This window comes from Paenibacillus dendritiformis (genome assembly GCF_021654795.1).
Classification (GTDB): Bacteria; Bacillota; Bacilli; order Paenibacillales; family Paenibacillaceae; genus Paenibacillus_B.
In genome coordinates this window covers 5,794,602-5,819,775 of sequence record NZ_AP025344.1, presented here as the reverse complement: position 1 = coordinate 5,819,775, position 25,174 = coordinate 5,794,602, and the positions used below count along the sequence as shown (strand labels likewise).

General features: G+C 48.8%; 11 protein-coding genes. All 11 read left to right on the top strand.

Translation table 11 applies throughout. The annotated features are described in order from the left end of the window. Positions 1-193 precede the first annotated feature (193 nt). The 11 genes from L6439_RS25900 (at position 194) to L6439_RS25850 (ending at position 25,108) form a co-directional block, all read left to right on the top strand. Positions 194-3,829: an S-layer homology domain-containing protein gene (locus L6439_RS25900; protein WP_213469882.1), complete on the top strand. Its 3,636-nt coding sequence runs from the start codon at positions 194-196 to the stop codon at positions 3,827-3,829. Positions 3,830-4,424: 595 nt separating this feature from the next. Then, positions 4,425-7,460 (top strand): S-layer homology domain-containing protein, encoded by a 3,036-nt coding sequence (locus L6439_RS25895; RefSeq protein ID WP_213469884.1) that lies wholly within the window; start codon positions 4,425-4,427, stop codon positions 7,458-7,460. Positions 7,461-7,638: 178 nt separating this feature from the next. Continuing rightward, positions 7,639-10,179 (top strand): hypothetical protein, encoded by a 2,541-nt coding sequence (locus L6439_RS25890; RefSeq protein WP_213469886.1) that lies wholly within the window; start codon positions 7,639-7,641, stop codon positions 10,177-10,179. Between the two features lie 155 nt (positions 10,180-10,334). Further along, on the top strand, positions 10,335-10,598 hold the full coding sequence (locus tag L6439_RS25885; protein WP_168179137.1) for an alpha/beta-type small acid-soluble spore protein: 264 nt from the start codon (positions 10,335-10,337) through the stop codon (positions 10,596-10,598). A 160-nt stretch (positions 10,599-10,758) separates the two neighbouring features. Then, complete coding sequence (metK, locus tag L6439_RS25880) at positions 10,759-11,961, top strand: methionine adenosyltransferase (RefSeq protein WP_213469888.1); 1,203 nt, start codon at positions 10,759-10,761, stop codon at positions 11,959-11,961. A 146-nt stretch (positions 11,962-12,107) separates the two neighbouring features. Then, positions 12,108-16,058 carry a SwmB domain-containing protein gene (locus L6439_RS25875; protein ID WP_213469890.1) on the top strand — a complete coding sequence of 1,317 codons (3,951 nt, stop codon included), beginning with the start codon at positions 12,108-12,110 and terminating at the stop codon, positions 16,056-16,058. 202 nt (positions 16,059-16,260) lie between these two features. Then, positions 16,261-18,966: a stalk domain-containing protein gene (locus L6439_RS25870; RefSeq protein WP_213469893.1), complete on the top strand. Its 2,706-nt coding sequence runs from the start codon at positions 16,261-16,263 to the stop codon at positions 18,964-18,966. Positions 18,967-19,081: 115 nt separating this feature from the next. Then, positions 19,082-20,188, top strand: coding sequence for a sensor histidine kinase (locus L6439_RS25865; RefSeq protein ID WP_206765715.1), 1,107 nt, complete (start codon positions 19,082-19,084; stop codon positions 20,186-20,188). A gap of 4 nt (positions 20,189-20,192) precedes the next feature. Then, positions 20,193-20,915, top strand: coding sequence for a response regulator (locus tag L6439_RS25860; protein ID WP_006674801.1), 723 nt, complete (start codon positions 20,193-20,195; stop codon positions 20,913-20,915). 178 nt (positions 20,916-21,093) lie between these two features. After that, complete coding sequence (locus L6439_RS25855) at positions 21,094-21,531, top strand: glycosyltransferase (protein ID WP_213469896.1); 438 nt, start codon at positions 21,094-21,096, stop codon at positions 21,529-21,531. A gap of 538 nt (positions 21,532-22,069) precedes the next feature. Then, positions 22,070-25,108: a YhgE/Pip domain-containing protein gene (locus L6439_RS25850; protein ID WP_213469898.1), complete on the top strand. Its 3,039-nt coding sequence runs from the start codon at positions 22,070-22,072 to the stop codon at positions 25,106-25,108. Positions 25,109-25,174: the final 66 nt, after the last annotated feature.

Genomic DNA, 25,174 nt, shown 5'->3' with positions numbered 1-25,174 from the left:
ATGTTGTCAAACCAAGCTTGCTCCTGTTGCGGAGCAGGCTTTTTTTGTTCCTATTTTGAAGATGGCTTTGGGACTGTATTCGCGTCAAGAATTTATCTTGATTTTGGACATTGTCTAAAAAATATGCGATGCCGAGCCGATAAAAAGGGGTATGTAGCGTTTGGAATCAATACAGTCATATGGAGGCGATACAATGCGCGCTTGGCTTAAACCATTGTACATGCTGCTTGTCATTGCGCTGATATCCATGTCGATTCCGCTGGATATCGTCAAGGCGGCGGATCAAGATGGTGCCAGATATTTTCACTTTGACAATTTGAGTACAGTGAAAGAACATCCGACCCAGGTCAATACCGAAACGATTGAAGTGAAAGGAACCTTCAACGGGGTGTCCTCGAGTTCGATTGGCTACCGGGTTGATTTGGAAGTAAACGGGAAGATTGAGCATACCACATACGGGACCGATGTAAAGCCGATTATTACCGGCAACTCATTTATTTTTCGTGCGGTTCCGCTGAAAACCGGCTTGAACATTGTAACGGTCACCGGTCTGGGTCCGAACGGTAACACCGTAGAGGCGAGCGCCTATGTTGAGTTCAGCAATGCGCCGGCTATCTCGGATATCAAGCTGTCGGACGGCAGAATTCTCGAATCCGGCGTTCCGCTGATTGTGAGAGGCGATACCGCGTCCCTGTCACTCAAGGCGCCGAACGCGTCGACGGTCACCGTGAACGGGCGTCAAATGTTCAACGGCGGCGCGGGCATGTTCGTATCCTCCGGGATTGCGCTTCAGCCCGGCTTGAACGAGCTCGTCATCGTAGCCACGAACGGCAACCTGACCTATACGATTACGCGTCATGTTATCTCGTTCAATGGCGTTCTTACCGGCTATGACACCTTCATCGGGGCCAGCGCGATTGACGCGACGGCGAACCACTATGTGTCCGCTCCGGTGAGCGGCACGGTCAAAGGGAAGTTCATCGTGCCGAAGTCGCAGCAGAACAACACGCCTGCGCCGCCTACCGTAGAAGTGGTCATCACGAAGGAGAGCGACGGCACCGAGATTTTCAATGAGACCGGCATCACGAACGTGACGAAGAAGGAAGAGGGCTCGACTTATATCATTTATGAGTATGAGACGACGGGTACAGCTTCTCCATCTTCAACCGGGAAGTATAAATTGAACTTAAAGGTCGCCTATGACGGTAAAACGAATGTCTTCTATAATCACTTCACGGTAAGAGATGCGAACGCGGCCGAGATCCTGGGCGTGAAGCAGCTGTTCAATCCGCAGGAGAGCGGAAGCACGGTGTCATTCGGCGCGGAAGCGACGTTTGCGCAGAACAGCACGGTGTTCGAGCTGCCGCTTTATCTGAAGCTGGATGTAAATAATTTTACGGGTCAGCCGGTTTCGATCACCGATTGGCAAAACGGCAAGCAAGTGGGGAGCACCGAGTTCCAAAGCAATCCGAGCTTGACAACCGTCAACGGCGAACCGGTGATCCGGATCGACGCGATGCCTGCCGGGGATCAAACGCTGAAAATCGAGGTCGGCGGGGAGACTTACGAGATTAAAGTAAGCTACTCGCCTGGTCCTTATATCAAGTTGACGAACGTGCATGACGGAAAAACCTTCGATTTGGCAGATGGCCTGCCTGACATTCAAGGGCAGCTGATCAACTTTAATTTGAATAACAACGATGAGTTGGACAAACTCACTATTACCTTCAATGGAAAAAAAGAAAAGCTTACTCGTCCGAATAGTACTGATGGGACATTCACTCATAGTCTGAATAGCCAACTGGTTCCAGGTCCCAACAAGATCACGTTCGACGGGGTAGCGAACGGGGTGCCGATCAGCTATACGATTACCGTATTCTTCTTCTCGAAGGACGTTCCGGCGATTGTGAAAATGTATCCGGTGCCGGCGGCGCAGGATCCGACCAATCCGAACAAGGAAGATACGGAGCAGAAATTTAAGCTGATTAAAGATTATGAGTATGTCACGAAGGAGCGTTCGGCTGACGTATGGATAGAAATCCAGAACGCGACCTCGATGAACGTGTATATCGATGGCAAGCTGATTACGACGTTGGACGAGAAAGAACTCATTAACGGCAGCCCGAATACGAATCCGGCGATTCTGTTCAAGGAACAGAATACGACGACAGGGTCCCACTTGTTCTTGCTGCACAGCCTGGAGTTCCCGACATCCGGCAAGAAGAACGTGACCGTTGAAGTGCGTAAAGGGGTTACGACAGCCCGTCAGACGCTGGAGATTACGCGCGAACAGAATACGTTCGAGATTCTCTCTCCGAAGCTGCCGGACGAGAGTGTCGTCAACCAGAACTTCTTAATGGTAAGTATTCGTGCGGAAGGCGCGGATAAAGTGCTTATCGGCAAGCAGGAGCTGGTCAAGGGCGAGCAGGATATTTTCCGGGGCGAGATCACGCTCAAAAAGGGTAAAAATAAAATTAAATTTACGGTTATGCAGGGCAAGCAGAAGATTAACGGCACCTTCGAGGTCAACTATGCGGATGCCGCGCTGCCGGGTGCTCAGTACAAGACGACGATTGGCAAGAACGGCAAGCTGTCCGCCTTCGGAGGCAATCTGCTCGTGCAGCTGCCGAAAGGCACGATGCTGCGCGACATGAACCCGCGTCCGGGCCAGACGCCGAAGGAAATCCAACTGTTCGACAAACAAAACCTGCTGTTCGGCATCGCCGATCCGGATGACGGGCGGACAATTACGCGCGAGAACCAGGTTGGCGTGCGCAAGCCGGTAACCGGCGGAAGCGATGAATTCCTCGACGGTCAGCTCCGGCGGATCGATCCGGATGAATTTGCGCGCAGCGTGCTGATGCCGAAGGCGCATTTCGGACTCGGTTCCAGTCTTTATTGGATCGACGCAGGATATTTTAGCTCGGAAGACAGCGTTCTGAATCAGGATTATAAGCTCGTCAGCCCGTCGCATCCTTATGATGAAGCGAAGAAGTTCTACGAACGCGGCGACCGGATGTGGCTGGAGCCGACCCAACGGGGCACGATTACGATTAAATATGATCCGAATATTGTGAACGAGCATGCCCGCAATGTCGGCGTATGGCGGTGGAACAACACGAACAAGTCATGGGAGAATCTCGGCGGCAAGCTGGATACGAAGAAAAAAACCATCACGGCGCCTTTTGACGGCTTCGGTTATTATGGAGTCTTCGCGGTCCGCTACAGCTATGACGATATTATTTCGCATAAATATGCCCGCAAGAGCCTGGAGCTGATGATGTCCCGCGGCTTCATGAAGGCGAAGAACCTCAATGAGTTCGGGGTATATGACAATATTACGCGCGGCGAAATGGCGACGATGCTCGTGAAGATGCTGAATATTCCGCTGGATTACGATCCGGACAACTTGACCTTCGATGATGTGGTCAACTATGAGGTTCCGGACCTGCTGTGGGATTACCGCTACATTGAGACGGCTGCCCGCAAAGGGATTGTCCGCGGCTTGGCTCCGCGACTGTTCATGCCGAACGGCGAGCTGACGCGCCAAGAAGCCGCTGTGATGATTTCACGGGCCTTGAACTTGAAGATTGGCGATCCGGATAAGGATCTTGCCAAATTGCAGAAGACATTCACCGATGCGAATATCATCGATCATTACAGCATAAGCCCTATTCTCGCGGTTACGAAGGCCGGCATCATCAACGGCATTCCGAACCAGACGCAGGAAGGCCAGAAGAAGCCGACGTACCGCTTCGATCCGAAGTCGAACCTGACGAGAGCCGACGCGGCGGTCATGGGCGAACGCATTTTGGGCAAGGTGAAATAAGCAGGCAATGTTTTGCCCGTTCCCGCAACGGGTAATGAAGAGAAGAGCCGAACTGCGCTTCGGCTCTTCTTCATCTGCAATTGTCCCCAGTTCTGTGAGGGGCTGCGCAAAATTGTTCTTCATGGGTGAACTTACACTCGTTGGTAAACATTAGCCCGTGACGAAAGGTATGAATCGCGCTATACTGTCATTTGTGACAACGAATGGTTCTTGCTTACATAACTTCGTACATATAGGTACTCGGCGGATTGTGGGGCAGAGCCATGCTCTATGCATGGCGGGCAAGCAGTGTTTTTGAAGACTTCATGAAGCGTTCGAAAAAGCTTGAGAATTTTTTTTAGAAGCCGCAACTTTTTCGAGCAACGCGCGTTTATATACATGAAGTTGAAAAACAAAGGGATAAATTCATTAGTATTCCCTGTATTTCTCAAAAATATGCTTTACGCTAGTCGTTTGTCATTGTATAATGTCTAGAGTAGTATGAGCATTTCTATTTATTCTCATTTGTTTACTAGTTTCTGTGGCATGTCCCATGTTGCAGACTTATTTTTTGAATACAATTCGCTCTTACTCTGGGAAGGGGGTGAATCGGCGAATGAGGGAAATGAGCTATCAATCTTCTAAGCAAGATTCTCAACAAACGAAGCAATTTAGAGGAGGAGACAAAAAGGTTATGAAGAAAAGATTGGCGCTGCTGCTTTCCGTAGCTATGGCGTTCTCCATGTTCGCTAACGTAGCTTTCGGTGCCGAAGCAGCTAAGACGACACAAGAAAAATTCAATGCGTTGAAAGAAGCTGGCATATTTGCCGGATTCCCAGGAACTGACGATGCAAAACTGGAGCAAAACACGACTCGCGCTGAGTTCGCGAGAGTAGTTGTTAAAGCTCTCGGCTTGAAAGAAGTAGAAGGCGTCTACTCTTACAAGGACAAAAACTACGGTCCTAAGCACTGGGCTGCTAAGTACATCGAAGCAGTTACTGCAGAAGGCTTGATGCAAGGTATCAACGCTTCCAAGCAACTGTTCGGTACGAACGACAACATCACGGTTCAAGAAGCAGCTAAAGTTCTCGTTCTTGGATATAAATACGATATCCCAGAAAACGCAGAAAACAGCGCTTCCGACTGGGCTAAGAAATACTTCCAAGCTGCAGTTGACGCAGGCCTGTTCTCCAAGGATGCAAATCCTAAAGCGAACGCAACTCGCGGTCAACTCGTAGAAGCGGTTTACGCTGCTGACGAAGCTGCTAAAGGACCTAAAGTTGAGTCCGCAAAAGTTATCGACGCGAAAAACGTTGAAGTAACTATGTCCGACAAGGAAGTAGTTAAAGTCGAACTGAAAGAAGAACTCAAAGCCAATGAAGAAAGAGAAATCAAGTTCGAATACAAAGGCAAAGAGTACACTACGAAGGTTACTTATGTTGTAACTTCGGCTCAAAAAATCGAGTCCGTTACAGCTGAAAACCTGAAAGAAGTAGTTGTTACTTTCGACGGCACTGTAGATCCTAAGTCCGCTGAGAAGAAACAAAACTACGAAGTTAAAGATGCTAAAAACATCGAAAGCGTAAAATTGTCTGAAGACAAAAAATCCGTAACGATTCTTCTTGCGGAAGAAGACTCTTCTACAATGAAGAACCAAAAAGAAATTGAATTGAAAGTTAAGGGCGTTCAAAACGAAGATAAGTCCAAAACTTTCGATCAAAAAATTAAATTCACGCCAACCGACGTGAAAACACCTGAAGTTAAAGAAGTTGTAGGCTTGGGTACAAAAGCATTTAAAGTTGTATTCTCTGAGCCAGTTAAGAAAACAAATATTTACACTTCCAGCAACTACAAAGTTGACGGAAAAGCAGTAAGCGCACGTGTGACTTACTCTTATCCAAACGTAGCTATTGTGGAAGCTAATTTGTCGGTAGGCGAGCATACATTGTCGGTTAGCAATGTTGAAGATTTCTCAGGTCTGAAAATTGCTCCAGTCGATTCGACATTCACTATTTCTGAAGATACAACTGCTCCAGAAGTAGTATCTGCAAAAGCCAAAGATCCAATGGAACTTGAAATCGAATTTAACGAAACGGTTAAATCGGTCGGCAAAGTTTATCATGGCAATTCCAGTAACACTGGCGTTGTAGATATCAAGGACAATGTAGTAACTGTAAAATTCACTAAAGAAAAAGCTTTGTATCTTGGTGAAAACACAGTTTACATTGAAGGTGTAACGGATTATAGCGATAATAAAGCTAACCGTGACGTTAAAGTTAATCCTTCCTTGGATGCAGAACGTCCAGAAGTTGAAAAAGTTGAAGTGAAAAACAATGAACACAAAATTGTTGTCACGTTCAGCAAAGAAGTGGACGCAAACACTGCGACTAACCGTGAAAACTATGTGTTGAAAAACAAAGATGGCAAGTTGTTCAAGCATCCTGGTCTTAATGCTGACGGCAACCCATCCAGAACACCAACTCTGGATGAGAAGGATAAGAAAAAAGTTACTATCGATTTGATCGAGGCTTTGGATGAAGGCGATTATACGTTTGAAGTCAAAAACGTTAGAGACACTGCATTTGTGACCAACACAATGCTTCCATACTCTAAGGTTATCAAAGCAGAACAAAACTTTACAGGCCTTCGTGTTTGGGCAACTCAAGAATCTAACGCAGAATATCTCTATGTCCAATTCCCTAAAGCAGTGAAGACGGATGGAGAAGGCGACGCTACAGTCAAGGCGAAGTATATGTATGATGGCAAGATCTTGGGAGATGATTTTGAGACTCCAGTTCTAACTCAACCAGACACAGTTCGTATTGAAGCGAAGCGTGGGACTTTTGGTTTCATTGACGGGAAACCAAAACAAGCTTCTGTAACAGTTAGCTATGTAAAAGATACGGACGGCGAATGGTTCAAACAAAACAATTCTTATACTTTAGAGGCAAAAAATCTTGGCGAAGCTCAAGTTAAGTTCGTCCCAGGTACAGCAGAAGTTGTTGACCGCGAAGAGATCAAAGTCAAGATGACTGGCAAACTGAGCAACACCATTTATGTAAGTGACTTCGAAGTTCAGGTAGATAACATGAAGTTTTACCCTACTTCTGCCACAATGAATGGTGTAACTCTTACCCTGAAGTTCGAGGATAAAAGATTGCCAGTAGATATGCACGGGGCTAAACTTGTAATTGTAAATGATCGTACTCAAGATCCTTTCGGAAACTCGATTTTTAAGGATACCATTAACATTACAAGTGAAATTAAGCCAGAAGTAAGAACTGTCAGTGTAATAAAAAGCCCATTTAGCGCTACAGATGACACATATTCAGCTGTTCTGTCTCTGGACTCCAAAGTATATGCTGACATTCAACGTCTTATGAAAGATGAGTACTTTACAATTACCTTTAAAAATGATAAGGGTACTCATGCAGCTACGGTTCTGGGAGTCACTGATTCCAAGGGTAACGAATTGAGCGAAGAAAAATTTGCAACCACAGAAGTCTACGTCAACTTTACAATCGGTGAACAAAAAGTTGAAAAGGGAACTCAATTCACCGTCAAACTCAAAGATGCTGGAGACATTCCAGTGTTGCATGACAGAGATAACCGTAACGTAAAAGGATTTGAAAAATACGGTTACCTGAACTAAACTAGCACGTAAAAAGAAAGCCCCATTCCGGGGCTTTCTTTTTACGTGAATTTAAACTCTTAAAAACACTTCCTTACAACACTGTAACCCGCTATTCCCTTAAAAAATCGCAACTTTCTCCTCAATAAATGCGTTATACTAGGTATAAGATTATTTTGGATACATAGGAGGAAGCAGATTGAATAAGAACAGAACGATAGCGGCTTTATTATCGTTATCCCTTGCTCTCGGTACGTTTTCCGTTATTGCTCCCGACACTCATGCTGCTGCTGCCAAGACAGCAACGAATAAATCACAACAATCGAAGGCAACGGCAAATAAAAAAGCGGCAGCTGTCTATACGCTCGATAAGTTAAGCCCGGTAAAAGTCACAGCCAAAAGCTCGGTGAAGTTAACTGACGTCAATTTGTACAAGCAAGAGGATGCCAATATTTTGACGTACACGATTACGTATACGAATAATGAGGCCAGAAGCATTCCATTAATCGACTATTGGACCAAAGTTCGTACAAAAAGCAACACGGTGTACCCAACGAATCTGACTACGAAAGATCAAGGGAAAAAGACAATTCCTGCCCAATCTTCACTTACCCTGACTTATTATGCCAAGGTTGCAAAGCATCTTACCGCGAATGACTTGATATTTGATGTTATTAAGTGGGATTTTAGCCAACCCAACTTTGAAAAGAAATTAGGTTCGTTTCAAATCCCGGCAAACTATGTAACGGCAACGCAAACAGGGAAAGATAAATCAATTCGGATGAATGACATTCCGATCAAAACAAGTGTAAGCCGAGTCAATATCTTTCCATCCGATGACTATCATTACGTTAATGTAGCTGTGAATGTGGAGAATGCCGGCTTCAAGATGCTTGAAAATCCAGCATATAAGTATGTAGTAAAAACAGCGAACGGAAACAGCTATCCGCTCGTTCCGGATAATTCTAGCAAAGAATATAAGCTTCAACCTGGTGAGAAAAAAACGTTGAACTTTATGACCATGATTCCAAATAAAGTTAAAGTGGATAAGCTCGAGATGCAAGTTCTGGAGGAAGATGAGACAGCCAAGATAACGCTTCCTGTTGGCACCTTCGTCCTCCCGAAATCGACAACAAATAGTTCCAGTGTAAAAGCGCATGATGAGAAAGTGATTACAATCGGTGAGTCTAAGGTTAGGACGAAGATAGCGTCAGCTTGGACGAACCAAAGCTATGACAAAAATGATGTCTCGGTTACCTTTATGTTCGAAAATTTATCGAATCGAGAAGTGACGGTACCAAAATATGAGTTTGAGATGAGAGGTCCAAAAGGATTTTCTGTACCGATTGTAACCAAATCAATGGAAAATATGGTACTGAAGCCAATGGAAAAACGGCCTATCACGTTGACGGCTGTCGTTTCTACAGAAATTGGTACAGAAGAGCTGAAGCTCCATATGAACCGACCATCCGATCCGGAGCAAAAAAACGTCGAGTTCAAATATCCGGAAGGAATCTATGCGCTTCCAGAATTGCAAACGATGCAAAATAAAATCGGAACAGAATATAATGTTCAGCATTCCAAAGGAACGTTGGGCGTATCCATTGATTCCTTGCAAAGACTTCCTTGGACAGACGGGGATATTGTATCCGCTAAAATGAAGATTCGCAATAAAGAATTCAAGACGATCCAATTGCCGGCGCTAGAAGGTGTCTTTAAATTGGATTCCGCAGACATCAGCGGCAAAACACAGGTGGTCAGTTCCAACGGTACCCTAATCATCGGGCCAAAAGAAGAAGTTGATGTCTATGTCGTCACAAAAATTCCTAGCTATTTGGATTTCACGCAAATTCAGATCGCCCTATTGGAAAAAATCGGGGAAACCGATGCCGCTCAATTGATCCAGTTCACGAATATTGGAAGCCTGGCTGAACTGCCTGTTGTAGAATATGGCACCTATCATAATTTGATGACGCAAGGCCGAAAAGCCGATATTATGGCGCGCAATAGCAAAGTTTATAAAGGCAATGTGGAGCAGGTTGTATACACGGATTTGGTCATGAAGAGTCTGGAGGAGCGTCAAACGACACTGTCACAATTGGTCGGTTATTACCGTACAAAAGACGGGCGTTATTATAAAGCGAACATTACGCAAGTTGAGGGACCAACAAGTCCAGATGGACGAAATATTGTTACGGTGTGGGCGAAAATGCCGAATTCCATTGACGCAAAAGAGATGCAGCTAGTTATCGGGGAAGGGATTACCGAAAACAAGTTGACACCTCCAAAAGGAGAGTCCGACGGTTACGTAAATGCCGTAGCGATGAATTTGGATATGCAGCAGCCTTCCTTCAAGAAAGACTTTAACAAACTTGATATGTTCCCGTACACCTTAACGATTTCAAATTTCTATGCCACGGCGAATAAATCGCCAAACTTGTCGGTTGAGTTCACGTATGACTTGACTCGTGAAGAGCAATATAATATGGGTGAATATGGGCATAAACTTGTGCTTGAGATTACCGATACGAGTGGACGGAAAGCTGAAACGACTCTCGAATTCAATAAAGATCTGCATGAAGGAAAAAACAAATCGTTCTCCACATCATTAACGGATGCATTCTTCGAACAGGTTGAAAACGGAGCGTTTCAAGTTTCTCTATACGATTTCTTCCAAGGCGAAAGAATTAAACTGGCCAGCTACAGCAGCAGATATAATATAAAAAATTTCCGTGAGTAATTTATTCCCGCAATCCCCTCTTACTGAGGGGATTTTTTTAGGTTGCCATAAATAATTTTTAGCATGAGCTGGCAAGTCGGGCAAGATTTCCTGCGGGTTGCTCGGCTCCTGATGAGCATAATAGGTATAACGATACCTGAAGGAGGAATCATTCCGTGGCGAGAAAAAAGCTGGTTCCTGACAGTAAAAATGCACTTTATCAAATGAAATATGAAATTGCTGCCGAATTCGGACTGCCTGTGGCTCATCAAGGGGCTTACTTGGGGATGGATACGGAATTTGCATCTGAACTGGGCAGCCTGCCCGCCCAACCTGCGGCCCATCGCGATGACTGGGGGCATCTAACCTCACGTGATGCAGGCTCCGTTGGCGGCGAGATTACGAAGCGTCTCGTGACCCATGCGTTGCGGCAAAAATAGGCAGAAGAACTTTTTGTTCATTCATTGACAGGACCCGACAAATCAAGTATTATGATTTTTCGAAGGCTGGTATAACAACCTTTTCCATGAAGGAAAAGGTTCGTTTTTTGTTTAGGCTGCTCACAAGGGAGCCATATTAAGGGTTAGGAGGTCGAGTCCTATGTCATTGAAAGGACGCCATCTGTTCACATCCGAGTCCGTAACCGAAGGACACCCGGATAAAATATGCGACCAGATTTCCGATGCGGTGTTGGACGCCTTTTTGGCAAACGATCCGAATGCTCGGGTTGCATGTGAAGTATCCGTTGCTACGGGATTGGTACTTGTAATCGGTGAAATCAGCACCAAGGCGGATTATGTGGATATTCCATCCATTGTGCGGAATACCATTAAGGAAATCGGTTATACACGTGCCAAGTATGGCTTCGATTATAGTACGTGTGCCGTTTTGACCTCGCTCAATGAGCAGTCCCCTGATATCGCCCAAGGGGTGAATGCAGCGATTGAAACTCGTAACGAAAGCGAAATGCAGCAAGAGACGGCGAATATCGGAGCGGGAGACCAAGGCTTGATGTTCGGCTTCGCTTCGAATGAGACGCCCGAATTGATGCCGCTGCCGATTGCGCTGTCTCACCGGATTGCACGCCGTCTGTCCGAGGTGCGCAAAGATGGTACGCTGCCTTACCTTCGTCCGGACGGTAAAACGCAAGTTACGATTGAATATATGGATGGCAAACCAGTGCGTGTAGACACAATCGTCGTATCGACGCAGCATGCGGAAGAAGCGACGCTGGAACAAATCCAGAAAGATATTCGTGAACACGTTATCGCGCCTGTCGTGCCGGCAGAATGGCTGGACGAGAAAACGAAATACTTTATCAATCCAACCGGACGCTTTGTTATTGGCGGCCCTCAAGGCGATGCCGGATTGACCGGACGCAAAATCATCGTCGATACGTACGGCGGCTATGCGCGCCATGGCGGCGGCGCATTTTCTGGCAAGGATCCAACCAAGGTAGACCGTTCTGCGGCGTATGCGGCCCGCTATGTGGCTAAAAACATCGTAGCGGCGGGTCTGGCTGATAAGTGCGAAATCCAGCTCGCGTATGCCATCGGCGTAGCGAATCCGGTATCGATTAGCGTAGATACGTACGGAACGGGCAAAGTAAGTGAAGAAAAGCTCGTTGAACTTATTAAAAATAACTTCGATTTGCGTCCAGCCGGTATTATCAATATGCTGGACCTGCGCCGTCCGATTTATAAGCAAACGGCTGCATACGGCCACTTCGGACGTACGGATGTCGATCTTCCGTGGGAACGCACCGACAAAGCCGATGCGCTCCGCGAGCAAGCCGGGGCATAATGGATATAAATACCTTCTTCTGCTATATAGGGCGGAAGAAGGTTTTTTGTTTTCGGAGATAACTTACCCTCTATTCTAAAAAAATTACCCTTTCTGTCCGACAAATAAAGTACAACTGTCTTTCGGAAGGAAAGGAGCAAACAGCAATGAAGAGATGGCTCTCGGCCTTACTTGCCATCGTGATACTGATAAGTGGAGCGATAGGATGGGGACCTGGGATCGTGCGCGCGGAAGCTGTCACAGATCCAAGCATTACAGCGACAGGGCAGGCTGTAGTCCCGCTTAACTCGCCTATCCAATTTTCGTTCACACAACCGATGGTGATGGTCAATGGATTTGTTACCGTCACGAAACGGGGCGGAGGAACACCGTGGAAGTTTTCGCAGGACGGCAAGGATAGCAGCGGCCTTGTGACCACGGCTGATAACCAGACCTTTACGCTGTCCGGTATGCCGCCTCTGGAGCGGGGGGCGACTTATGATGTTACCATTGATCGCCTTATGTTCTATACACAGTCGACTAACAAATTTAATGAGACGCAGTCCTGGTCATTTACGGTCAAGTCTGAACCGCAAGTGGAATCCTATTCTCCGCAAGGGAAGGAGGTTAGTGTCACCCCGAGTCTTGAAATTACCTTTAAGCAGCCGGTCAAAGCGGGCTCTGGATTGATCGAGATCATTTCATTAAGTACTGGTAAAATTGTTGCCGAAATTCGAGCTTCCGACTTTGAATTGAGAGCAAATGGGACAGTAGCGGCCTATACAATCAAGTATAAGCTGGATGCAGGAACCGCCTATTATATTAGAATGCCTGAAGGAGCTTTCATCGAATTGGATGGAACTCCGGTTGAGGGAATTTCAGATGCGGCGAAGTGGTATTTTGAGACGGCGCGCGGAACAGATACAACTCCGCCTTCGATCGTGAAAAGAGTCCCGGCCCCGGGCCCGGGAGCAGCCCAAACGATGCGGCTGGAGCTCACGTTTGATAAGCCAGCCTACCAAGGAAGCGGCGAAATTTTGATTAAATCGTCCGATGGGAAGATTAAACATAAAATTTTGGTTACTTCTTTAACAGGCGGCGGCACAACTATGCTTCAATCCAACGCACTGTCATTGGAACAGAATCAAACATATACGATTGAAATACCGGCGGGAGCCTTCCGCAATGCCGACGGTTATTTTACAACAAAAGCCGATTCTTGGAGCTTTCAGACGGTTCCCATTGACACGTCGGCTCCAACAATTACCACTTTTTACCCATCGCGGAATACAGCTGGGGTGTCGGTATCAAATGTAATTATCGCTACATTCAATAAACCGATTATATATACCGGTTCCGGAGTAGAACTGATTCGGCAGGGCAGTTCGATAAAGGAATCGATTGATGTCCGAATCAATAATGAAAAAGAGCTTTGGATTCTTCTGAAAGGCAATAACGGCAGATTGCAGGATAATACAGTCTATACCGTAAATATTGCACGCGGGGCCGTAAAGGATCGATCGGGTAATGAATTCCAGGGTCTCTCTAATGCATGGACATTTTCGACTGGAGCAACGGATCGCAATCCGCCGGCGGTTGAAGACATCAAAATGTATAATAGCTCGATCATACAAATTCGGTACAATAAAGCACTGGACTCGACCGCGAATCCCCCAGCGAATGAATTTACGGTCACGGTAAACAATCAGCAACGCCGGGTAGACAATGCGTATACGTCAGGCAATTATGTATATGTTTCTCTGGAGAGCGGCGTCTCCGTGGGGCAGGATGTCCGTATTAGTTATGCCGGGAAGTTCAAGCTTGTTCGAGATGTATTGGGCAATTCGGCTGCCGCCTTCAGCGCCCGTAATGTAGAAAATAAAGTCACTTCCTCTCTCACGAATGTAAGAGAGAGCTTTGTTACGAATGATAAATTAGTCATCATCTTGAATGAGTCGTTAAAGAGCGTATCCACAAACGCGTACAGCCAGTTCACCGTTACGTTCAATGGATCTGCTGTCGGTATCGATAAAATTACAAATAGCGGGTCGTACATCTACCTTACGCTGAATCGGTATGCCTCGGATGGTGAAGTGGTGAAGGTTAGCTACACGCCAGGCAGTTACCCGCTGGAGGATACGCGTGGAGGAAGAATTTCAGCCTTTGAGGGCGTCTTCGTGCGCAATACGCATGATAAGCAGCCTCCTCAGCTAACGGAGACAGGCGTTACGGGGAATCGGTTGACGCTGACCTATAATAAGGCGCTTGATATAAACTCTATCCCGTTGGTGAGCCATTTCTCGGTCCTAGTGAATGAGAAGGCACGGTATGTAACAAAGGTCGAAATTAAAGAGAACAAGGTGTTTCTTACGCTGCAATCGGCCGTACTCAAGACTGACATCGTGACGGTGTCCTATGTCCGGGGCTATCCGCAGCTAAAAGATCTGAACGGAAATTTCGCCGTGAACCTGAACCTTATCTCTGTCGGCAATACGACGGACAGCGACACGCCGATCGTGCAATCGGCGAATTGGACCTCGCCTTCGATCGTATTGACGTTCAACAAAACGCTGGAGAGCATGCAGTTCTCCTCTAACGGACCATTCTATGTCCGTGCCGGCAGTCAATTGGTGTCGGTCAGACAGGTGAATGTCAGCGGCACGAAGGTAACCATCGAGCTGTTAAATCCGCCAGCGAAGGCGGACGAGTTGACCGTAAGTTATAACGGAGGCGGTACGAGAGCCATCCGATCGACATCGGGCGTGGAGATTAAGACGTTCAGCAATATGAACGTGACGGTAAGCCTGGAGGACTTGGCAGGGGCCAATTTCGTCAAGCTGGCGAAAGATACCTCCTTTATCGACTCCATGTACGTGCTCGTGGATGATGCGGCGCAGAAGTCCTCCGACCGCGCCACCAGCGGGCAAGTGGTCAACCGCTATACGTTGGACGCGAACAAGCTGAAGACCGCCTTTCAGTTCGTGGCCACCTCGGGCGGCGCGGATAAGCAGCTGATGTATGAAGTGCCATCGGGAGAGACAGCGGCACGGGTGTCCATTCCGTTGAGCGCGTTCGATTCCGCCTATATCGCGAAGGACCCGGTGCTGTTCGCCATCAAGTATGGGAACACGCTGTATGGCATCACGATTAGCCGCGATACGATTATTCAGATCGTGCAGAGCTTGAAAGGCTCGATCTCGAACTCTTACTTGCTGATCGAGATTGAGCCCGCCCAATCGCAGCAGACCAACATCGTGAATGCGTTGAGCCGGGTACAGGCGACCGCGTTGGTGCAAGCGCATCAGTTTACGTTATATGGCTATTCCGGCAGCCAGGTCAGCGGATTGACCGAGTTGAATATGGAAGCCGTCATTAAAATAAGAACGACCGATACGGTTACGGCGAATCGGACCGCGATTGTCGAGTATCAGACGAGCAACAGCCAACTGGCCTATCTTCCGACGAAGCTGTACCGCTCCGGTACGGTCACGGTTGGCGTAACCAAGGTGAAGAAGAGCGTGATTGCCGCGTTGACAATCGGCAACAAAGTCTATATCGATGTGACGAGCCATTGGGCTAACAATGATATGACGGCCATGTCTGCCAAAATGATTATGGAAGGACGCAGCAGCACGAAGTTCGAGCCGAACAAGCCGATTACGCGGGAGGAATTCGCTGTTGCCATCTCGCGGGCTCTCGGACTGGAACCGAATGCGGAAGCGGCCAAGCGCTTCCCGGATGTGAGCAATTCCACGATCAACGGCGCCTATATCGGCGCAGCGATTAAGGCTGGCATTATCAGCGGGTTCCCGGACGGCACCTTCAAGCCGAACGACAGCATCACCCGGGAGCAATTGACGCAGATGATGGTACGGGCGTCGGAGGCGGCCGGACATAGTCTGCCGCGGACGACAACGACGGTGCTGAGCGTATTCAAAGACAGCAAGCACATTACGAGACTTGGGGCTCCTACTGTGGCTCAAGCCGTGCAATCAGGCCTGATTCAAGGCGTGAAGCGGGACAAATTCGATCCGAAAGGCTCGGCAACGAGAGCCCAAGCGGCGATCCTGCTGCGCCGGTTGTTGCTGTCGATCGATCATATTACGATCAACTTCTAATCTATTTTACAAAGCCCCATCCTTTGTCGGAAACAGAGGATGGGGCTTTTTGTCGTTATATGTCCCGGGAAATATAGGATATTTGGTTACAGAAACGCAACTTTTAGTAGAATAGAGTCGTCTATATGTAATAGAGTTTATAGGTTTAATGTCTTCACAGTTGTCAAATTACATACTAGCAAGGAAATGGGAGAGTAGAAACATGAAGAGAATCGAAGCATCCGATGGGCGGATGCCGAAGCGGCACGCGGGTGTCCGGGTAGCCGTTGTATTGGTGTTGTCGGGAGCGCTGTTGATGCAGCCGGCAGCAGGCTGGGGTTGGGGAACTCCGGCGGTCGTTGAAGCGAGCGGATCCGTTCAATCGCTCAAGAAGTTGAACGAGGAGATTATCACCTCGGGAGCGAAGCTCGTCACCTATCAATATAAGACGGTTCGCAATAGCAAGACGTATACGACCATTCTCAATATTATTGAGGCGGATCTGAAAAATCCGTACATCAAGCTCGATGTCATGACCGGCCAGAACGGCCAGACGGCGGTTGGCCAGACGGTAACGCGAATGACAAAGGAAACCGGGGCAGTGGCGGGCGTAAACGGAGACTACTGGATGATGAGCTCGGATCGCGTGCCGATGGGCGCCTCGATTGATGACGGGGTCCTGATCACGAGCCCTGCGGAGTTGCAGGGCATGTATGCCTTCGCGGTCAAGCAGGACGGCACGCCGACCATCGATCAATACCGGTTCGAAGGCAGCGTGCACCTGCCGGATGGCCAGACGTTCCCGCTCGCGGGCATTAACAAGATGAAATACAATAAAGAGCCGGGCGGCCAGCACAGCCATATCAACGCGTTGTATATTTATACGAGCGCTTGGAAGGGAACGGTCCGTCCGAATGACAGCTCGACGACTCCGACCGAGGCGCTGGTCCGGAACGGCGTGGTGGAACAAATATCGGAATCGGGCCCGCTGCCGATCGAGGTTCCGGAGGATGGCTACATTTTGCGCGGACACGGAACGGCGGCGCAGTTCATGCGGAGCAATCTGCAGGTCGGGGCAAGCGTGGAGGCGAACTATCATCTCATCGCGCGGAGCAATGGCCAGTCGGTCGATCCTTCCTCCTTCCAGATGATGATAAGCGGCCATACGTTGCTCGTCGACAATGGCAAGACCGTCAGCTTCACCCGCGATACGGGCGGAATCAGCGGCGGGTCGGCAACGGCGAGAACGGCAGTCGGCTATTCGAAGGACGGGCGCTATGCCTATCTCGTTACGGCTCAATCGAATAGCGTCAGCTCGGGATTGACATTGAAGGAATTCCAGCAGGCTTTGGCAGAGGCCGGCATCTGGCGTGCGGTCAACCTGGACGGGGGCGGCTCGACGACGATGGCCAACCGTCCGCTGGGCGAGACGGAGACGAAGCTGACCTTCGAGACGAAGGAAGGCGGCAATAATATTCGTTCGGTCGTCAACGGAATCGGCGTGTATACGACCGCTCCGAAGGGAGAAGTCAAGGGCATGACCCTGGCCGGAGACAAGACCCTGTTCATCGGCCAGCAAGCAACCTTTAGCTTGAAGGCTTATGACCAGTATTACAATCCGGTTGATGCCTCAACCGCTGACATCAAGTGGAGCTCCAGCAATGACAAGCTGAAATGGAACGGCTCCGCCTTCACGGCGATGAAGGCCGGAACCGCGGAGGTCACGGCGACGTCAGGAGGGGCGAAGACGACAGAGAAGGTACAGGTCATCGGGGCGGATCAGATCGACGAAATTCGCATAGGCGCTTCTTCGGCCCCGTTGGTTGCCGGCACGAAGGCTGCGCTGCCGGTCAAGGTGACGCTGCAGGATGGCAGTACCGCCACGCTGCCAACCAGCTCCGTGCAATGGGAGCTGCGCGGATTCAAGGGTACGGTCGCCGATGGCGTCCTTCAGGTCGATTCCGTGCCAGAGGGCGGAAAGATCGGGTACGCGATTGCGAGCTATGATGGCATGCGGGCGATGATTCCGCTTACTCCGGGAGCGGAGAAGAAGCTCGAAGACTTCAATGCGGTCAACTATCCGGTCGCGTTCTCGGGCCTGCCGAAGAACGCGACAACGGGCAAGGTGACGGTGGAAGGCGGGTTCGGCGGCCGCTCCGCTAATGATAAGGTGCTCAAGCTGACCTATGACATGACGTCCGGAACCGGCGACAAGTTCGCTTATGCCGAATTGAACGGCGGCAGCGGGGTTGCCTTGCCGGGCGGAACGAGCGGAATGAAGCTGGACGTCTATGGAGATAACAGCTTCAACAATTTGCGTATGGAGATTCACGACGGCTCCAAGGCGCACTATATCGGCATTGTGGAGTCGGTGAACTGGGAGGGCTGGAAGACGGTAGAGACCGATTTGGCCGCTCTGAATCTATCATCCGAAGCGAAGCTGAAGCGCATTTATTTATATAATCCAAAAGAGGATCAAGATGAACGGGTGCCGCAGGGCACGGTTGCGATCGATAATCTAATCGTCAAGCTTCCGGCCGGAACGGACGCGGTATTGAGCCGCCCGACAATGGAATTGACGGTAGGCAGCAAGACAGCCCAACTGAACGGGGAGAAGCAGCAGCTCGATGTCGCTCCGCTGGTCTTGAATAACGTCACTTACGTGCCGGTGCGCACGATTATTGACGCATTCGGCGGAGATACCGACTGGGATGGGAAGACGAGCCGGGTGACCGCGCTGCGCGGCAATTCGATGATCGATATGATCGTGGGGGAGAAGACGTTTACCCAGAACGGGAAAAAAAGTAAGTCCGATGTCGCTCCGATCGTCCGGCAAGGTCGTACTTTAGTCCCTCTGCGATTGGTGTCGGAACAATTAGGCCTATCTGTAAAATGGGATAAAAAAACGAAGTCCATTACTATCCGTTAATATGGTATGATAAAGGATGAATATCCAATTCATCCTCTAAAGTCAAGGAGACGGAGCGTTAGTGGACAATCAGGTCGGAAACATTGATCGCGTGATAAAAAACGCCATTAAAGTCATGGAAGAAAGCAAATATCAAATATTTGAAATATTGGATTCCTCCCGGAATGAAGCCGTCACGATGAGCCACGAGCTTCAGGAAGTGTTGAATCAGACGGCGGAAATTTGCGATAAAGTGGACGAGCTGGAACGGAAATATCGTCTGGCTCGTTTGCGTTTGACCGAGGTAAGCCGAGACTTTGTCCGCTACACGGAAGAGGATATTAAGCTAGCTTATGAGAAAGCAACGCAGTTGCAGCTGGAACTGATGATATACCGTGAGAAGGAAGGCTACCTGAAGACCCGCAGGGACGATCTGCAGAAGCGGCTGCGCGCCGTGGAGGGATCGATTGAACGTGCGGAGACGATTGGTTCCCAGATGAGCGTGGCGCTGGAGTATCTGTCCGGAGATCTGGGTCAAGTGACCCGCATTCTCGAATCGGCGAAGAATCGCCAGCTTCTTGGCCTGAAGATTATTCTGGCCCAGGAAGAGGAGCGCAAGCGGATCGCCCGGGAGATTCATGACGGTCCGGCTCAGTCATTAGCCAATCTAGTGCTGAGGACGGAAATTGTAGAAAGAATGATATCGAAGCAGGATTTTCAGTCGGTGAAGCACGAAATAGTAGATTTACGATCGCAAGTGCGATTCGGTCTGGAGGAAATTCGGAAGATTATATACAATTTGCGGCCGATGGCCCTCGATGATTTGGGGCTGGTGCCGACATTGCGCAAGTTCATTCATGATTATGAGGAGAAGAACCGGATTCGGACCTCCTTCGAGATTCGGGGGCATGAGCGCCGGTTGAAGTCGGCGATGGAGGCGGCCATATACAGGCTGGTACAGGAGGCGTTCACCAATGCGGCCAAGCATGGGCATCCGACGAACGTGACCTGTGAACTGACCTATGAGCCGGAGGAGGTGCGGGTTGTCGTTCGGGATAACGGATTCGGCTTCAAGCTGGATTCCTTGGAGGTCAAATCGAAGGAACATATGCATTTCGGTCTGCTTGGGATGAAGGAGCGTGTCGAACTGCTCGAAGGCCACATGGAGATCTATTCCGCCGAGAACCGCGGCACGCGAATCGTGATACAAATTCCGACAAATGTGGAGAAGAGAGAGGAGTAAATCTATGGAGCATCGAACACAGGAAAAGCCTAGCATCAAAGTACTCCTTGCTGACGATCATCAGCTTTTTCGCGAAGGTTTGAAACGGATTTTGAACATGGAGGACGATCTGGAAGTCATCGGGGAATGCGGCGACGGGATTCAGGTTGTGGAATTCTGCAACAAGGAAGTGCCGGACGTCGTCCTGATGGACATCAATATGCCGGTAGAGAACGGCGTCGTCGCCACCGAGCGTCTTCGCGATATTTTCCCGGATGTCAAAGTCATCATTCTATCCATTCATGACGACGAGAGCTATGTATTCGAGACGCTGCGCAAGGGCGCATCCGGCTATCTGCTCAAGGATATGGAGGCCGAGTCGCTGATCAACGCGATCCGATCGGTCGTAAGCGGCTATGCATTCATTCATCCGAAGGTGACGGGCAAGCTGATTCAACAGCTGCGCCGAATGACGATTCTGGACGGGCATGGCGTCGTGAGCAATCAATCCTCCCATGATTCGGGCGTGCGCTTCGTGGCGGCGGAAGATAACCCGCTTACTCGCCGTGAGGCCGAAGTGCTCCGCCTGATGGCGGAAGGCAAGAGCAACAAGATGATTGGAGAATACTTGTTCATCAGCGAGAAGACCGTCAAGAACCATGTCAGCAGCATTCTGCAAAAAATGGAGGTTGACGATCGGACGCAAGCGGTCATTAACTCCATTAAAAACGGTTGGGTCACGTTGTAATCGTTGGTGGTCATTACAGAGGACGCATTTCCAAGTCGAAGCTTCTCGGCACCGAAGCCGAGAAGGCTTGCCGGGCGCTGGAAGTGCGTCCTTTTTTCATGTTGGGGCAGATTCGCGATTCTCGTCCGTCACCCTGCCATCTCCTTCGGCATACAGTGTTACAAAGGGAGGTGGCCGCATGATCGCGATGCTATGTTGGATTATCGGATGCTATGGGATAGCGGTGGCGGCCGTTCATCTCGCGCATGGGTGGCAGAAGCTGGTGCGGGGCTCTCGTCCTGCGCCATGGATGCATGTTGTCATCGTAAGCGAGAATGATGAACGCCACATTGAATGGATGGTACGGGCCTTTGGTTTCTATACTTGGTTACGAGGGCGGCAACTGCATATGACACTGCTGGACTGCGGATCGACGGATGCAACGCTGGCAATCGCCGAGCGTGCGGTCCGGGGAGCGCGAATAAGCTGGAATGCGGTGGTCATAACGCCGGCGGAAGTGGATCGGGTCCTGGATGACCTGGAGTCGACACAGCCCGCCGAAGCTTTTGTCGTTGTCCGTTTGAATCGGGCGGAGGATCTGCGCAAGGTTCCTTTTATGTCTGGAAGCGCTATCTGAACAGGTTCTGTGCGGCAAAGGTTCGGCACAATCCGAAAGAATAAAGCCCGGACAGGGGCAAGGTTTTGCGTTGATTTCATTTTGCTTCGTGTGAACCCGATCCGGGCAATGTTTCATTCATCTTCATAGTTTTGATTACTATAAAATGGATATGTTTTGTAGTATACTAGTAGGTGCATTTTAAGGTACGCCCTATCGCCTCTCCAAGATATACTGACAAGCAGGGACTCATTCCGTGTTGCGTTGCTTTTGCAATCGATATAATCGAGCCGTATTGTTGGAGGATGCTTCTGTGAGCCTGTTGCCGCAGGCTTGCTTACATGGGAGGCATCTTTTTTTGTTTTATGAGAGGGATACGAGTGATATTTGGATAGAAAAATACATATTTTAGAAGGGGTTCCTTGCAGTTTGCTACTAGAACAAGTATAATAGCTAGAACATCTGACTAAATATCCAAATTAGTTCTGGGGTTCTGGGGAAAGATTTATTCGGCAAATGATTTATTACATTAACAGCTTAAGACAGGGTATGGTGAACAATGAATATATTGAAAATTTACATAACAGACCTTCGCAACATTATTAAAAATCCGGCTGCAATTATTGTTATTTTGGCGGTAGTTATTCTCCCTTCTTTATATGCCTGGTTCAATATTCTTCCGTCCTGGGATCCGTACGCCAATACGAAGGATGTCTCCGTGGCCGTTGTCAATCTGGATAAGGGTTCCGAGGTCCAGGATAAAAGCATCAACGTGGGCGAGAAGGTCATCGAGTCGTTAAAGGAGAACGATAAATTAGGATGGCGGTTCGTGGATAAAGAGGATGCGATGGAAGGCGTCAACCACGGAGACTATTATGCGGCCATCGTCATTCCGGAAGACTTCTCCGAGAGGTTAACCTCTGTCATTTCAAGTCACCCTGAGAAGGCCGAACTAGATTATTTTATTAATCAGAAGGTGAACGCAATTGCGCCGAAGGTGACATCGGCCGGGGCGACGGGGGTAACGTCAACGATCCGGAGCAATTTCGTGAAAGAGGCCAACGGCGCCATCTTTGAAATTTTCAATGAGATTGGCGTGGAACTGCAAGGGAACAAGCCTTCGATTTTGAAAATGAAGGACAATCTTTTCAAATTGGAAGAGAATATTCCGGAAATTGAAAGCATGATTCGGAAAGGCCAAGTCGATTTAATAAAAGCGAACGACATTATCAAAAAAGCGGAAACGGCGATTTCTTTAATCAAGGATTTCGAAAAAGAGAAAAAAGAGGCTGTTGATTCCGATGTGGAACGGTTCCTGGATAAGGGAGACGAAACCTTTGAGAAGACCATTCCGGTCGTCAAAAAGGATTTGCAGGCTTTGCAAAACACGATGACGGAAATGTCGGCGATGACCGATGCAATTAATTCGAACCTTGATCTCCGTGTCGTGGAACAGGAACTGAGCAAAAAAAGCGATGAACTGAATTCAGGGATATGGTCATTGCAGAAGCTGATTACGAGAATCGAGGGCGTCAATCATTCTCTAACCGCTGGCGGGGTCATGAATGACATTGTCTCCTCGCTGTATGATATGAAAAATAAATTGGAAGAATTAAATAACCAATTGGAAAGAGCTCGCCGCATCGTTGCCGACAATAAAGAGCTTGCCGTGGACAAGCTGAAGGAAATTCAACGAACGGCACTCAAAATTAATGATCTGATTGGCCAGTTCCGGACGGATCTGGATAATCGCATCGTCCCTGCGCTGACAAAGGCACTGGATGATATGGAGCAGGCCGGCAAGCGATACCGGGAGCAATTAACCCGCGTGCAAGACCTGATCAAAAAGGCGAAGGACCAGCTTGCGCAAGCAGATGGCAGCGCCCTTGCCGAGAAATGGAAGGAGATAGCGGGCTCTTTATCCGAAGCGGCCAGCCAACTTGAAAATAGCCTGGGATCGCTCGATAAGCTGATTGAGAAGGCAGAAGAGCTCTCGAAATTAACGGGTACGGATTATCAATGGCTCATAGACATGTTGAAAAACATGAAAACGAACGCGGGGAGCCTGCAAGAGCTGCTGGATAAAATCAATACGGAGCTTGAAAACAACAATGTGTCAGAGCTTGTGCGCCGTCTGATTGGAAACTTCCTGGACAAGGCCGAGGTTATGGCGGGCCAACTGGCTGACAGCTATGACAATGTCATCGCTCCCGGCTTTAAGTCAAACCGCGGCACGATCGAGAAGCTCATTAACGAGGCGCGCGACAAATCGGGCAAATTGCAGGATGCCGCTACTTCCGTCGTGAAGTTGACGGATAAATTATTGGCCAAAGATTTTAATAAAGTAGAAGATCGGCTTCGAAATGCGGCAGCGCGCACGAAGGATGGCCAAAATGCGATCAGCAAACTCATCGATGTCGCGGAAAACATGAAAAGGTCCGTGGATGACGGCGCGATTGAGGATGTGATTGCGAAGCTGCGGAATGTAGAGAGCCGAATGGAAGATATCTCGAAGGCGTTAGTTCGAGCCAGCGAATTTGCCGGCGAGGCGAACAAGCCGACGAAGGATACGCTGAATCAGATTAGCTCGGTCACGAAGGATGCGGCTGCCTCCCTCGATAATGCGGTTGAGACGATTGATAAGGATGTGGTCCCAGGTTTCCGCCGTTCGATGGAAAAATCGCGGCAAGGCCTGGAGTTCGTCCGGAAAATCGAAAACGAACTGTTCGCCGCGATTCCGAAAATCGAATCGGCCTTGGCCGAGGTGAAGGACAAGGTTCGCTTGGGCGAGACGGAATTAGACAAAGTGAACGGAGAGTTCCCTGAGCTTAGCAGAAAGGTCAGGGATATTGCCGCCAAAATTCGTTCTTTTGAAGAAACGGGCGATTTGGATGAAGTCATCAAGCTGCTGACCGGGGATGCGGAGCAAGAAAGTGATTTCTTCGCGGAGCCCGTGCTGCTGAAGGAGCATGACCTGTTCCCGATTCCGAATTATGGTTCGGCGATGTCGCCGTTCTTCACGACGTTGGCGTTGTGGGTCGGCGGACTGCTCCTGATTTCGATGCTGATTGTCGATATTGAGAATAAGCATGAGTACAAAAGCTATGAAGCTTATTTCGGCCGGCTGCTCACGTTTGTCACGTTAGGCATCGGGCAGGCGACGATTGTAACGCTGGGTGATATGTTTCTTTTGAAAACCTATGTACTTCATAAATTCTGGTTCGTCCTGTTTGGGATATACATCAGTATCATATTCGTCACGATCGTATATACGCTTGTGTCCGTCTTCGGGAATGTCGGGAAAGCATTATCCATCATACTGCTCGTATTCCAGTTGGCAAGCTCCGGCGGAACCTTTCCGATTCAGATGACACCGGCCTTCTTCCAGAAGCTGCACCCGTTTTTGCCGTTCACTCACGCCATCACGATTATGAGGGAAGCGGTCGGGGGCATTCTGTGGCCGGTCGTCACGAAGCATATGTTAATCCTGCTTATTTATATCGGGATTGCGTTCGTGCTGGGAGTCGGCTTGAAAAAGACGATTAATAAATCGAGCGATAAATTTTTGCAAAAGGCAAAGAAGAGCAAGCTGCTGTAAGTATTTCCAAATTAGGGTTGTCATTTGCCGCTGTATCGTATACAATCTAGGTAAATCATTGAATTT

What these genes read in the sequence shown, in the direction of transcription:
- L6439_RS25875 (WP_213469890.1), top strand. Translation starts at nt 12,108, where the DNA reads ATGAAGAGATGGCTCTCGGCCTTACTTGCCATCGTGATACTGATAAGT.
- L6439_RS25860 (WP_006674801.1), top strand. Translation starts at nt 20,193, where the DNA reads ATGGAGCATCGAACACAGGAAAAGCCTAGCATCAAAGTACTCCTTGCT.
- metK (WP_213469888.1), top strand. Translation starts at nt 10,759, where the DNA reads ATGTCATTGAAAGGACGCCATCTGTTCACATCCGAGTCCGTAACCGAA.
- L6439_RS25850 (WP_213469898.1), top strand. Translation starts at nt 22,070, where the DNA reads ATGAATATATTGAAAATTTACATAACAGACCTTCGCAACATTATTAAA.
- L6439_RS25865 (WP_206765715.1), top strand. Translation starts at nt 19,082, where the DNA reads ATGGAAGAAAGCAAATATCAAATATTTGAAATATTGGATTCCTCCCGG.
- L6439_RS25900 (WP_213469882.1), top strand. Translation starts at nt 194, where the DNA reads ATGCGCGCTTGGCTTAAACCATTGTACATGCTGCTTGTCATTGCGCTG.
- L6439_RS25870 (WP_213469893.1), top strand. Translation starts at nt 16,261, where the DNA reads ATGAAGAGAATCGAAGCATCCGATGGGCGGATGCCGAAGCGGCACGCG.
- L6439_RS25895 (WP_213469884.1), top strand. Translation starts at nt 4,425, where the DNA reads ATGAGGGAAATGAGCTATCAATCTTCTAAGCAAGATTCTCAACAAACG.
- L6439_RS25855 (WP_213469896.1), top strand. Translation starts at nt 21,094, where the DNA reads ATGATCGCGATGCTATGTTGGATTATCGGATGCTATGGGATAGCGGTG.